This window comes from Pseudoalteromonas sp. Of7M-16 (assembly GCF_022347805.1).
Classification (GTDB): domain Bacteria; phylum Pseudomonadota; class Gammaproteobacteria; order Enterobacterales; family Alteromonadaceae; genus Pseudoalteromonas; species Pseudoalteromonas luteoviolacea_F.
In genome coordinates, this window is the sequence record NZ_JAKRFY010000016.1 from 96,627 (window position 1) to 109,356 (window position 12,730).

At 41.6% G+C, this 12,730-nt stretch carries 10 protein-coding genes; 4 read left to right on the forward strand and 6 right to left on the reverse strand.

All coding sequences use genetic code 11. The features are described 5' to 3' along the window. Positions 1-102 precede the first annotated feature (102 nt). Entirely contained in the window at positions 103-381 is a 279-nt protein-coding gene (locus MHN81_RS16755; protein WP_155250736.1) for a hypothetical protein, read from the forward strand. A 118-nt stretch (positions 382-499) separates the two neighbouring features. Here the strand turns inward: MHN81_RS16755 and MHN81_RS16760 are convergent, their stop codons facing one another. The 3 genes from MHN81_RS16760 to MHN81_RS16770 form a co-directional block, all read right to left on the reverse strand. After that, the gene (locus MHN81_RS16760; RefSeq protein WP_239426267.1) at positions 500-904 is read right to left on the reverse strand and encodes a hypothetical protein; all 405 of its coding nucleotides are present in this window, start codon (positions 902-904) and stop codon (positions 500-502) included. 137 nt (positions 905-1,041) lie between these two features. Then, complete coding sequence (locus MHN81_RS16765; RefSeq protein ID WP_239426268.1) at positions 1,042-2,379, reverse strand: FAD-dependent oxidoreductase; 1,338 nt, start codon at positions 2,377-2,379, stop codon at positions 1,042-1,044. After that, the gene (locus MHN81_RS16770; protein WP_036975513.1) at positions 2,376-2,936 is read right to left on the reverse strand and encodes a GNAT family N-acetyltransferase; all 561 of its coding nucleotides are present in this window, start codon (positions 2,934-2,936) and stop codon (positions 2,376-2,378) included. Before MHN81_RS16770 ends, MHN81_RS16765 begins: the two co-directional genes overlap by 4 nt. A gap of 249 nt (positions 2,937-3,185) precedes the next feature. On the opposite strand from MHN81_RS16770, the gene MHN81_RS16775 reads away from it, so the two are divergent. Then, positions 3,186-4,646 carry a chitinase gene (locus MHN81_RS16775; RefSeq protein ID WP_239426269.1) on the forward strand — a complete coding sequence of 487 codons (1,461 nt, stop codon included), beginning with the start codon at positions 3,186-3,188 and terminating at the stop codon, positions 4,644-4,646. Positions 4,647-4,700: 54 nt separating this feature from the next. Here the strand turns inward: MHN81_RS16775 and MHN81_RS16780 are convergent, their stop codons facing one another. Together MHN81_RS16780 and MHN81_RS16785 are read right to left on the reverse strand one after the other, a co-directional pair. Then, positions 4,701-6,065, reverse strand: a complete 1,365-nt coding sequence (locus MHN81_RS16780; protein ID WP_239426270.1) for a hypothetical protein — start codon at positions 6,063-6,065, stop codon at positions 4,701-4,703. A 169-nt stretch (positions 6,066-6,234) separates the two neighbouring features. After that, complete coding sequence (locus tag MHN81_RS16785; RefSeq protein ID WP_023398394.1) at positions 6,235-7,623, reverse strand: VCBS repeat-containing protein; 1,389 nt, start codon at positions 7,621-7,623, stop codon at positions 6,235-6,237. Positions 7,624-7,854: 231 nt separating this feature from the next. Here MHN81_RS16785 and MHN81_RS16790 point away from each other — a divergent pair, with 231 nt between their 5' ends. Further along, complete coding sequence (locus tag MHN81_RS16790) at positions 7,855-9,147, forward strand: RsmB/NOP family class I SAM-dependent RNA methyltransferase (protein ID WP_023398395.1); 1,293 nt, start codon at positions 7,855-7,857, stop codon at positions 9,145-9,147. A 107-nt stretch (positions 9,148-9,254) separates the two neighbouring features. After that, on the forward strand, positions 9,255-9,506 hold the full coding sequence (locus tag MHN81_RS16795; RefSeq protein ID WP_023398396.1) for a DUF2999 family protein: 252 nt from the start codon (positions 9,255-9,257) through the stop codon (positions 9,504-9,506). A 64-nt stretch (positions 9,507-9,570) separates the two neighbouring features. On the opposite strand, the gene MHN81_RS16800 is transcribed toward MHN81_RS16795, so the two are convergent. Beyond that, on the reverse strand, positions 9,571-12,597 hold the full coding sequence (locus MHN81_RS16800; RefSeq protein ID WP_239426271.1) for a TonB-dependent receptor: 3,027 nt from the start codon (positions 12,595-12,597) through the stop codon (positions 9,571-9,573). Positions 12,598-12,730 lie beyond the last annotated feature (133 nt).

Here is a 12,730-nt window from a genome sequence, read left to right on the forward strand (position 1 = left end):
AACTCATTAATATTTAAAAGAAATATTAGCTTTTGTTTTACACGAAGTTGATGTTTGTGTAGCATTGCATTTAAGAAAAGCTTATCTATGATGGGACACACTTTGAGCACATGTAATCAAGAAGGGAAGCTGCGATCAAATCAAGCTCAGCTAAAAGTGCAATATGGACTGAGTACTTTAAGAAATGAAACAGAGCTTTCTCAAGCGCAGTTGGGTAAAACGATGGCGGTCTTTGAAAACCAAGTCACTAACTGCAATTGGGACAGTGGAAAAACAGCAATCCCATTTATAAAACTTTTAGACATATTAATGATTTGCGGGTCATCAATAGACAATTATTGTCGATTTTTGCGTGGCTTTGATCAGGTTGAAAAAAAGTAACCTAATCAGCTTAGTTTTGTTTGATGATTTGGGTTTAATACTACTGGTAAGCATTGATACCAAAATAGCAAAGATAAAGCCCACAAGATGATGCGGGCTTTTTAATTAAACGTCGTAATTACTGACACTTAATTGTTGCATATAGCTGATAACACTGGTTTTTACTACCAGTGCTTTTGTAAGTCCATGACTTTCCATACCAATCGTAATTTGCGTATGATGACTCATCTTCACCACAAGTGATTGTGCTACCACTTACTTCTTGATTGTGGCCGCGCTCTTCACAAAACTGGTTACCGTTTGTTGGACCAACAAAGAACTGTTGTAGGCGACCATTTACCCATACGCGAGGACTGTAGTAAGTCACAACGCCTGAAGCGAATACGCCTTGGCTTGCTGCAATTGTTACTTCTGCTTTCTCAAATGCTACGTTACTATTTTCAGCGCTTTCAAGTTCAACTGTATTAGCTGCAGCTACACCCGAAAGACCAGCAAAAACACTCGCGCTCACTAACTTTTTCATTTTATTTTCCTTATTTGATTTTAATTGCCTGTTCCATTAAACGGTTCAAATATTGAATTAAGATGTGATTTTTGTGTATTTTTTATTCAGTTTTAATTTTCTACACAGAGCGCATGTGATGCTAAGAGAGCCTGCTATTAAAACAGGCGGTCTTTAAATTGAGCGTAGTTATAATAACCTAGCTGTCCTATGCGACTGAGCCGGGCAAATGGCACGCTGGGAGCGGCTTTTCGGTAGATTGGTAATGTCGGCGTTGATTTAGTAACTGTCATTTGAGATAGGCGAAATGCCGCTTGTGCACTGAAAGCGACGCCAGCGCCGCAATAGCCAATTGCATAACCAACATTGTCATTGAAATGTATATGCGGGTGGTCATCCAGTGTTGCTGCGATATATCCATGCCAATAGTATTGAGCACGCAGTGCACTTAACGATGGGAACCCTGCGTGCATGGCACTAGTGAGGTGTTCTTGATACTTTTTTTTGTTTTGATCTTTACCGTATACAGCGCCTCTACCGCCAAACAATAATCTATTATCTGGTAATAAACGGTAATAGTATTTGAGTGTACGAGTATCCATCATCACTTGATGAGTTTTGAGCCCCGTGGCGGCTAGTTCATCCGCAGTAAGTGGTCGTGTCACTAAAATACTACTTAATATGGGGATGTACTTTTTGTTGATGGTAGAGTGAAAATTTTGACTATTATATGCATTGCCTGTTATTAGCAGTTTATTGGCTCTAAGCTGTTGACCGTGAACAGATACAACATGTGTTTCGCGATCTTTGAACACCCGTTCAGCTAGACTATTTTCAAAGATGTCAGCGCCGGCAGATATGGCAATTTCTTTATAGGCTTGCAGTAGTTTTAATGGATTTAAACCAAACCCATGCTGATTTCGAACTGCGCCATAAACGTTGGGCATGTCGATGTATTTTGATTTTAACTCATGCTGACTGATAAAAGAGAGCTTTGTATCTGAAAAGGTCCGTTTTGCGAATTCAAGTCCAGCTTGTAATGAAGCCATCGCTTTTTCAGAATGCGCAATTTTCAAATAGCCGTGTTCTTGTTTGTCACAATCAATTTTGTGCTCATGTATTAATTCATCTAACCTTAAAACGCCACTTTGGTATTCTTGATATACTTGTCGTGCTATGTCCTCTCCCCAATTTTTACACATGTCTAGTGCACCTAGGCGTCCAGTAGTTGGCAGCGCAAATCCTGCATTCCTAGCACTGGCGCCAAAACCAACTTGGTTGGCTTCAAGTACACATACTTTCTGATCATATAGCTTTGAAAGAAAGTAAGCACTTAATAACCCAGTGAATCCGCCGCCAACTATGATGACGTCATAGCAGTCTGATTGCCTCGGTTGGCGAATTGTATTGTCCAATACACCTAGGCTTGCCCAATAGGTGTCGGGGCAAGGTTGCCCTTGGCAATGATTGTTGTATAGCGGGTCGTATGTATTCATGTGAACTCGATCACCATCTCTGCTGCCTGACAGTGGCACTCGTTACCGCAGATAGGACATTCGTAGCCATCGTTGATACAGTTTTCTAGCCAGCGATCATCGTGAAGTTTGATGAGCTTCCCTCCCGATTTAGTAAAATATTTTACAGCACCATTGCCTGGACTTTGTTGCCATAAATGAGCCACGCCGGCTTTTGCCCCCTGTTTTTTCAATACTTCAATTGATGCCGCTAATAATTTAGGGCCTATCCCTTGGCCTTGTGCTCTTGGATCTATCGCGATGCACTTGAAGTAAGCCATTTGTTCGATATCGACAGGCCAATCTGCGGGTGTGCACCATTTATCGATAGGCCATTGATCAGCACAATAAGTTAGTCGAAAGCCAATTACTTGATTTGACTCATTGATTGCAACAAAGGAGGCGTTGAGCGATTTCTTGAGCCCCATTTGATAAATTTGCTCTAGCCGTTCGCTATCAAGGTAGTTATCGCCATGTACCAAATTTCCCAATGAAATAACTTGAGAAAAATAATCATGACTAAGTTGTGTAAGTTTGATCATCTTACTTGTTCTTTTTTCTAATAATATTTCCCTATTTTGCAGAACATCGTGTGATAATCAAGTTTGCAATTGTTCAAAAAATAGGTAATTCACATTGACAGCGATGTCAATGTGTAATATTTGTTAATTTGATGAGTATTGATATTCATCAAGATAAAAGCAGCTGGTTACTGCTTTTTAGATACAACATATAAAGAGAAATTGAATTCTAATTCTATTTAATTCAACAACATGTAAAGGTAAATTATGAATAACTGCAAAATAAAGGTCAGCAAACTCGCTGCACTGTGTGTGACTGTATTGTGTGCTAGTCCATTCTCTCACGGAATGAACGTACAGCCGGATCCCAATAACCCCGGAGGTTACCTCGTTTCACGAGCTGATTTAAATGCGGCTGAACAGACTCTTACAGCAGATCCTATGTACGCAATTTGGTCAAAAGCGCTTGAAACTCGCAATAATGTGGTTGTTGAAGCAATTGTGCCTGGGGCTGCGGCAAATCCGAGCAACGTAAAGCGTGTAGAGCGTGTTTTTGGCCAGACTGAGTGGGACTATTTAACTCAGATGGCTGCACCAGAATACACCTATACTCGCTTCTTACGAGCAATTGGTAAGTTTCCTGCGTTTTGTGGTGAATACACGGATGGGCGTGATGCAGATGCCATCTGTAAAAAGTCTATCGTGACAGCGTTTGCGCATTTTGCGCAAGAAACTGGCGGTCATATTTCTAAGGACAATACGTCAGACAACCCTAATGGACTAGAAGAGTGGCAGCAAGCACTTGTTCATGTTCGAGAAATGGGTTGGTCAGAAGGCCAAGGTGGTTATCGAACGGGCTGTGGCCAAAATGATTGGCAAAATCGCCGTTGGCCTTGTGGTGAAGGGCAAGGGTATTTTGGTAGAGGTGCTAAGCAGCTTTCCTACCATTTTAACTATGGCATGTTCTCTGAAGTCATGTTTGATGGTGATGCAACCGTGCTGCTAAACGATCCCGGCCGAGTGGCTGATTCATGGCTTAACCTCGCATCCGCCATTTGGTTTTTCTTAACGCCACAAGCGCCTAAGCCTGCTATGTTGCATGTTATTGATAGAACTTGGGTGCCTTCTCAAGTTGAGTTAAATGCAGGTATTGGTTACGGCTTTGGTACGACTATCAACGTGATCAATGGTGGCATCGAGTGTGGTGAGCACAACCGCTACAAAGGTCAACCGGTAAATCGCATTCGTTACTGGGAAGGACTTTCGCACTACTATAATATTCCAATTGAAGCGGACGAAGAGAACACATGTTGGCAGCAAACTCCATTTGGTAGCTTGAATTTAGATGGCGCTAGTGGCGTTCTGTATACAAACTGGGAAGCTAACTGGGCACATTATTCTGACAGACCTGGCGGCCACTCATTTGAATGTAAGCTGGTTGGTTATCAAACTGCATATTCCGCTTTAGTACCGGGAGATTATGAAAAGTGCGTAACCAATTTCTATCAATCTCATACTGGTTGGCCAAGTGTTACAGCTGTTGATACCCTACCTCCGATTGACGTGAAACCGCCTGTAGGGGGTGTTAAAGCATGGGACAGCAATAAAGTTTATCTCAAAGGCGACAAAGCCAGCTACCAAGATAAAATCTATGAAGCAAAATGGTGGACAAAAGGCAATACGCCAAGCCCTACAAACACCAATGGTCCTTGGAAGTTGATTAATTAGTCTTAAAGGGGGCAGGGAAAGCAAATTGCTTTCCCCGCTCCCTCTGTGTGTAATTTAGTGACGGCGTGAAATACTGTAGCTAGCAAAAGTATCGAATAGCTTTGATTCGGCGCGTTTTTCAAAACTTTCCAAACTACTCAAGTAAGCGCTTCTTAAATCATTGAATTCCTGTTCACTATTTAATGCAGTTAACGTCAGTTTAATCGATAGATTTTCAGGTTCGACCGCTTGGTATATGTCGCCATACGTGAACAATGGAATGGTTTCTTGACCATCTGTGATAATCTGCCAACTCACTTCTCCCTGCAAGTCGTTTTCCCAAGAGTAAGTTAAGGTTGCCATATTAACGCGTGGATCAATAGCGCTAAAATCCAGTACTGCAGTATGGTTGTTATTTGGGCCTCCAAAAGAGTCTGAAAGCCCCTTATACGCAGAAGTGAGTGAACTATCTTCATTGATAGGCTGTACGTTTTCAACTTTTCCAGTGTTGTCTACTGACGTTAAAACATATGAGTGTGTACTTACGTCCTCGCTAAAATCAAGGCTTGATCCTGTCTGACTGATAGACAAATAGCTGGTGGTGTTGAGCCCGTTGTAAATGACCAGTTGATTTTGCTCTTGGTATGATGGATGGTTGTAAGCCGCGTTATTGACCACGGTTGCATGGACTTCATCATTGCCAATATACGATGATAAGCTAATGACGCCTCTTGCTTGTATATCTAAGCCAGATAAGTCTAGTGGTGTGCCTTGTTCTGTGAATTGAGCAGCTGTTAACTCAACAGTCGCCTGCTCAGATGTGTCTATTAACGTACCTATGTGTGCTGACTTGGACTGTGTAAATATCAGTTTTTTCTTTTCAATAACGCAAGAGGAATGCGTATTCTCTGCATCCTTTAAAAGCATAGGGGTTGCACCGATATTAAATATCGTTGAGTCTGGAGCTTCGGCCTTAAGAGATGCCAATTGGTATTTAATACTGTTGCAAGCACAGTTGCTTTTATTCTCGAAGCTAAGTGAATCTACAGTAAATCCAGCTTGCACGTTTAACAGCGTTTGAATTTGCAAATACTTTTTTCCGTTATTATCAGTAGAGTGGTATAAAAGCGAAATATGCTGCGTATTTTCAGGCAATGTCGAGTTGAGCTTGCCATCGATAAGGGTTTTATCTGAAGAAATAAAATTACCATCTACTGTGTGATAAACGACATCCGCAATGATAGGCTCGTTACTACACGCATTTGTTTTAATTGCTTTAAGTGACACACTAGGCAATATAATTTGGGATGGTGTAGGCTGTTTCATAACGTCTGGCTGGTCGTTCTTTGTGTTGGCATCGCTTCCACTGCCTCCGCCACATCCAGAGAGGGTTAATATACCGAAAACAGCGAGAAATGCACCACTAAACTTAAGCTTCATAATATAGTTCCTTTAATAGACAAACAGTATCCCAAAAGAAGACTATATATTTTATTGAGTGTTTTTTAAACTTAATGATTTAAGTTATGAATAAAAGCATGAAGTAAAAATTCTATTTTTAACTTAATGTGGTAAAGCCTATACATAAAATGAATAGGCTTTATATAGTTTAGTTTAATATCATTTCAATTCGAGCTGGGCCTTGCTTATTTTCATACTTGAATACAAAGTCCTTCCTACCGTTTCGATCTACATCAATTAGCGCAATGTCATGTGGGTTATCTGGTAATGTTCGACTGATTTTTTTATATTCATTTCTTAGTAATTTTCCAGTTGAACCATAGTAAATATAAAGTGACTTATTACTCGATTTAAAAACAATATCATGTTTATTGTCTCCGTTGAGGTCTCCGGTATAAAACGGCAGGCCTCTCATTGAGCGAGTCATATCAATTTCTAATTCAACTTCCTTTTCAGTGCTAGGGCTTTTATCGAATAAAGTATGTGGCTTTTGCCTGAAAAAGCGCATTTCAACATCGACATCTGCTTTGCCGCCGCCAAGCGCGATTGCAGCAATAGTCGTTAGTCCGATGTCGACATCCATGGTTTGCAAGTCCAGTAGTCCATCTCCATCGAAGTCGTACTCCACTCGCATGCCACCAACGCCTAAAGTGTGTGGTAGTTTAATTGCCCCGGAATTAAAGCCTTTTGGTTGTCCTAGATATAAATCGTATTCAACTTTGGCTTCAAGTGCAGAAATCCCTTCTGTGATTGGTCTCGTTCTGGTTATTAAGTCAAGATGACCATCTTGATTGATATCGACTAGCTCCTGAGTCGTGCGTACTTTTTTTCCTTTCAGTTTACCAAAGTCTGTTGGGAGGTGAACAAGGTCGACCGCGTTAGCAAAGCCATTCTTTGCGCCATATAAAACGGCAACTTGTTTGCGCGTACGAAAGACCAGATCGTTTATACCGTCAGCGTTAAAGTCGTGCACAATTGGTAACGATGTGAAGTTTGTACTGATTTCTAGTTCTTCACTTTCACTATATGTATGACTGCGAAGGGGGAGGTTGTAGTCAAAAAAGTGTTGTTTAAACTGGCCATTTTCCTGCTGGATATAGAGTTCACTTCGCGTAAAACCGGGTAAATATATGTCGCTGAGCCCATCTTTATTTACATCTAAAACGAATTCAATCTTTTCAAAGTCATCAGTCTCTAATCGCGTAAGTAGACTGTTGGAGCTGACTAAGCGTTTGGTCTTTGTTTGGGTGGTAACATAGACGCCTTTACTATCTAAAATGAAGGCTTGTACTTCTTTTGAGTTCGCGGTGGTTCCATAATGAAAACCTTTGGACTCTGGGGTAATGTGCAGTAATTGAGACTTATTTTGGCTAAGGTCTATTCGCTCGAGCGCTTTTAGCTCCTCATTTACCGCGAATACAACTGGAGATTCAGTGAGTATAAGTGGGTTTTTGGTATCTAGTTTAAGTGCAAACTCAGTGGCGTAGCCTTGGCTGGCGGCCAGCAAACTCAGCGCAAAGATGGCTTTTTGCTTCATTTTTTATCTCCCAAATCCTGTTTCAGTTGTCACGGTTAAAAGACTTTTATGAGTACATTATCTATTCAGATATAGATCACTAACATGACATGCTTTTGTTTTTATAAAGTAAAGTATGTTGGTTACATTCAATACTATCTATGTTGAATGAGATGCTATTTGAGGGCTATATTTTCTGCAATGCAAAGGATGTAATTAATTGTGATCAGTTAAAGTCTAAAGTCGCTCTTAATGCAGTGGTGTAAGACAGGTAAACAAGCTACAATTCGCGCTTTGTATTACAAGATGAGAATCACCGTGACTGCATCCCGTCAACTGTTAGAGTGCTTGAATAGTGCATTTCTACAAGCTTCAACTTTGGAGCAATATGCCGACAAAGTGGTACAACAGCACTTAATGATGAATGCTGCTTGGACTATTGAACAACGCGCATATTTTGTTACAACTCTCTACAATATGATCCGCTTCAGTCGCAAATTGTGCTGGGCCATCGGGCGCAGCGATTTAATGGACTCCTTCTCTCAGTTAACTGCTGCTGATGTATGGAATATATGGGGGGCGTATACATTATTGAATGAGCAATCGCTACCGGATTTTCCTGAAGTATCTTCTCTAAACTTAGCTGAGGTCCAATCGGCATTGTCATCTGCACCGCAAGATGTAATGTTAAGTATGCCTACTTGGTTACATGAGCGAGCAAACGAAGAGCTGGGTGATATCTGGCCAACGGTAGCGACCGCATTAAATCAGAGCGCGGAGCATTTTATCCGAGTCAATTCTCTTAAAAGTGATGCCTTGTCACTGACAAAGAGTTTAGCCAAAGAGCAGATCAAAGCAGTGCCAGTAGACGGTTTGCAAAATGCGCTCAAAGTCGAACAAATGGGTTACCTTTTCCGTACTGATGCCTTTCAACAAGGGCACTTTGAAATGCAAGATGCTGGATCTCAACAATTGGCTACGTTGCTTGATGTACAACCTGGTATGAAAGTGGTTGATGCATGTGCGGGAGCAGGGGGCAAGAGTTTACATATTGCGGCACTATTAGAAAATAAAGGGCGTGTGTTGTCACTAGATATTCATCAACACAAGTTAGACACTTTAAAAAAGCGCGCAAAACGTGCAGGCTCCCATGTCATTGAAACACGTCTGATCCAAAACAGTAAAACGATAAAGCGACAAAAGGAAAAGTTCGATCGTGTATTATTGGACGTGCCATGCTCTGGTACTGGTATTTTTCGACGAAATCCAGATGCGAAATGGCATTTAACAGAAAAAAATATCGAAAACCTAGTCGCTTTGCAGCAAGATATTTTACAACGTTATAGTCAAATGTGTCGCGTGGGTGGCAAGCTTGTTTATGCAACGTGTTCCATTTTACCATCTGAAAATGCGAATCAGGTTGAAAGGTTTTTAGCCAATAACCCAAATTGGCGTCTAGAAAAAGAACTGAGCTTAATGCCCGGGGTTAGCTCTGCGTTTGACGGTTTTTACGGCGCATTGCTGGTTAAAAATGATAATTCATAGTGCATTGGGTTGAAGTTTTGATAGTTTGACCCAACAGACATAAATACAAGTTATTAAGCATGTGCTATGTGAGTACTGCCAACATTTTATTCGTTAAAGGTTTGAGAATGAATCCAATCATTTCATTGCTAAAAGAGCACAATATTTCTGATGAACAAATTAAAGAGGTATTTCAGGCATTAACTGAAAACCCTTTGATGGCTATGGCGACTGTGCAGCAGCTTGCTATTCCACCTGAAAAGTTACAGCAGCTCATGGGGTTGGTTATGCAAAACCCGGGTTTGATTAAAGAAGCGGTTGCTGAGCTAGGGCTTGATTATTCGAAAGTCGAAGCTGCAAAAGCGCAGTTGAACAAGTAGCCCTATTTGGGTCCATCTTGTTGTCGCAATAAAAACCGCTTAAAAAGGCTTTTATTGCGATACATTAAAATGAATATTGTGCTTTGAGGGAGGCATAGCGCCCACGCCCACCGCCGTATGCACTGTGAAAGTTACCATTTCCGCCAATAATAAAGGGCCCTTTGTTATCGAAGAGGTTATGAACGCCTCCGGTAAAGGTTAACACTCTCGTTGAGCTGAGCTGATGTCGATATGAGGCATTGAGCGCGTGAGTGGTGAATGAAGGGAGATCATTACCCCAGAGCAATTCAGGGGCTTCAACACAAGAATCTATACTTCTCATACAATTTTCGGTGTTAATGGCCATACTATTGAGCCAATTTTGATACACTCGTTTGCTACGTTTTATCGGCCCTTTGTAATATGTGCTCCAACGAACTCGCCAATCTTTTTTTTGCCAAACAACAGAAGCAGTAGCCGTATCTTCAAATATATTGTGATCTAAATAACCTTCGTGAGCTTCATACTTGTTCTCTTGCATGCTTGAAGACACTAGAGCGTGTTCTATAACATGATTCCAAGTGAGATTGAAATTAAATTGCCCAAGATTGTTGAGTGGGAAAATATATTGGGCGGTTACATCATAGCCCTTAGTGATCAGCTCATTGGCATTGGTCAAGCGTTGTTTTAGTTCAATAATTTGCCCGTCTTGGTCTCTCTTTATATCTTGACACAGGTGGTTTTCGGTACTATTTGAATCATTGCTTTGATAGCACTGCATCATGATATCGTGATGTGACAACGTGGTGATCACATCTTCGATTTTTATCTGATATAAACTGGCGCTGAGGGTCAAATTTGGGGTGGCTTGTGGAGTTACAACAACGTCTATAGTAGATGTGTATGCGGTTTCAGGCTTTAAAAACGGATTACCTATGTTAGGTGAGTAGCTATTGTTATTGTCATGGAACACGCCGTCTCGCGCGATGGCCGATTGTATTCCTGCGTTTTTTCGGCAGTTTTCGTGTCCAGCCTTTATTGAAGTGGCTGTCACGCCATCACAAATATCATAAAACGCGTTGTAATCACCTCTAATGGGCGACATTAACTCGGTGATGGTAGGGGCACGCATTGCTTTTGCCCAGTTTAATTTGAATGAATAGCTTGATGTGGGTTGATAGTTCAAACCAAGATTATAGCTTTGAATTAACCCCATTTTTGCCCAACTGTAATCTGCAGCACGTGCTGAGAGTGATAGATTTAAATGTTTGGCAAACGGGAGATCATTGAGAAGTGGGACGGATAGTTCGGTAAATACTTCATAGCTAGAAACATCGCCTGAAAAGTTCGGTATATAATTGAATGTAACGCCGCCATTTGGGACATTTGTCGACACTGATTGTGTGTCTTTGCGATAATCAAAACCGAAAACCGCATTTACTGGACCACTTGGCAATACCGCAAGGGGGCCAGAGACATTTGCTGAAAGCGAAACTAGAGAGATCTCAGTGTCTAGGGTTGGATTAGCTCTAATGTAATCGGCCGCTGCGCCACTTATTGCCCCTTCTCCAAATAAATTGATGGGAACACACCCTGACTTTCTTGCTTCTGGGTCCTGACAACGTATTGAACCATCTTCGAGTTGTTCGACAGTTAAGGCCTGCCTAACATTGGCAACTCTTATCTCATTAAATCGAGTTTGCTTTTGCTTAAACATACCGTAGCCGATGGCTGCATCCCACTGCCAGTCATTGGTGAAAAAACCATTGAGACCAGCCCAAGCACGAGTGGTTTCCCTCGTGTTGTCATTGGTGACGAAACCGACCTCGTGAAATAAGCGATCCCACTTGATATCGACTTGGTTGGCTTGTGCACGGATCTGGGGAGGAACAAAAGGGTTATCAAAGGGGATTGCCCCAATACAATCAGAACCGAACTGCTGCTGGGATGGATTGAAGGTGATGACCGTATCACATTCATCTTCGTTTTCCGGTGATTTTATATTGTGGGCATCATTTTGGCTGTGGTGTATTTGCAAGTAAGCGCGATTGTCTAAATTAAAATCAAGCTCGCTTTTTATAGCTATATTGAGCTGCTTATTTGGGATTTTTAATTTATTAAATTGATTATAGTGTATACCGTGCGCTTCTTCTTGCCAGTCTTGGCGCAAAGTTTGACCGTCATACCAAAAGCCAGAGTTTGGCTGAAAGCTGCTGGTTTCATTGAACACGCCGCCGGGTAATGCGTCACTTAGTGAAGTCCATTCTGATTGTTCGATGTCACGCATACACCGATAAGCAGTTCGATGATGGTTATCATATGTGGCTGTAAGCATGGTATTGCACATTCTTTTATGATCATAACGCCAATCATCTTGCTGTTGTGCGCGAGACCTATCCCAATAATCTAAGCCAAATTGTTCCAAATATGAGGTGCTCAGCAATAGCATACCTTGTCCATCCGCGAAGTGCGTGCCGATATCTCCATTAAAGGCGACTTCACGATCGCCGCCAGATGTACTTTCTCCGAAGCGCACCGAAAATGACATGTCGTCTTTCGCCTGTTTGGTCAGGATATTGACAACACCGGATATTGCGCCTGAACCATAGGCAGCGGAAGCACCTCCGGTGATGATCTCAACTCGTTCAATTATGCCTTTGGGCAAAGTTGATAGGCTGACTAAATCTCCGGAATAGCTGTTAGAAACGACCCGGCGGCCGTCAATCAATGTAAGTGTACGGTTGAGCCCTAAACCGCGTAGGTCGATGGTAGAGAGCCCGGTGTTGTGAGTACTATTTTGAGAATTAGAGTGACTGATCCCTTCATTTATTTGCGGTACTTCACTGACTAAAACTTCTGATAGTGAGGAAAATGCAGAATGATCAATCGCGTTATCTGAAATAGTCACGAGTGTATGTGTACTGTGGTTTCGCCCCTGCGTTAGGTGAGAGCCGATGACAGCTATGCGCTCGATATCGGTATGGTTTGTATGACCCTGCCTTTTGATTGTCGAGGAGAGTTCAGGTACAGATATATCGCTTGCTTTACATATGCAACTTACGCCTATCGCCATAGAGAAAGCAGCTATGTTAGGTTTTTTACTAGATAACACTAAACTTCCTTAATCACACAAATTAGTCAGTAAAAAATCAAACATTGAGTCGATGTACATGGCAACACGCTCAACATCCATGACTCAAGAGATCGTATTGCAATCTATCAACTGTTTATTAATTTATAATTAT

Coding starts and splice junctions, on each gene's coding strand:
- MHN81_RS16775 (WP_239426269.1), top strand. CDS start 3,186: ATGAATAACTGCAAAATAAAGGTCAGCAAACTCGCTGCACTGTGTGTG.
- MHN81_RS16785 (WP_023398394.1), bottom strand. CDS start 7,623: ATGAAGCAAAAAGCCATCTTTGCGCTGAGTTTGCTGGCCGCCAGCCAA.
- MHN81_RS16795 (WP_023398396.1), top strand. CDS start 9,255: ATGAATCCAATCATTTCATTGCTAAAAGAGCACAATATTTCTGATGAA.
- MHN81_RS16780 (WP_239426270.1), bottom strand. CDS start 6,065: ATGAAGCTTAAGTTTAGTGGTGCATTTCTCGCTGTTTTCGGTATATTA.
- MHN81_RS16765 (WP_239426268.1), bottom strand. CDS start 2,379: ATGAATACATACGACCCGCTATACAACAATCATTGCCAAGGGCAACCT.
- MHN81_RS16790 (WP_023398395.1), top strand. CDS start 7,855: ATGCAGTGGTGTAAGACAGGTAAACAAGCTACAATTCGCGCTTTGTAT.
- MHN81_RS16760 (WP_239426267.1), bottom strand. CDS start 904: ATGAAAAAGTTAGTGAGCGCGAGTGTTTTTGCTGGTCTTTCGGGTGTA.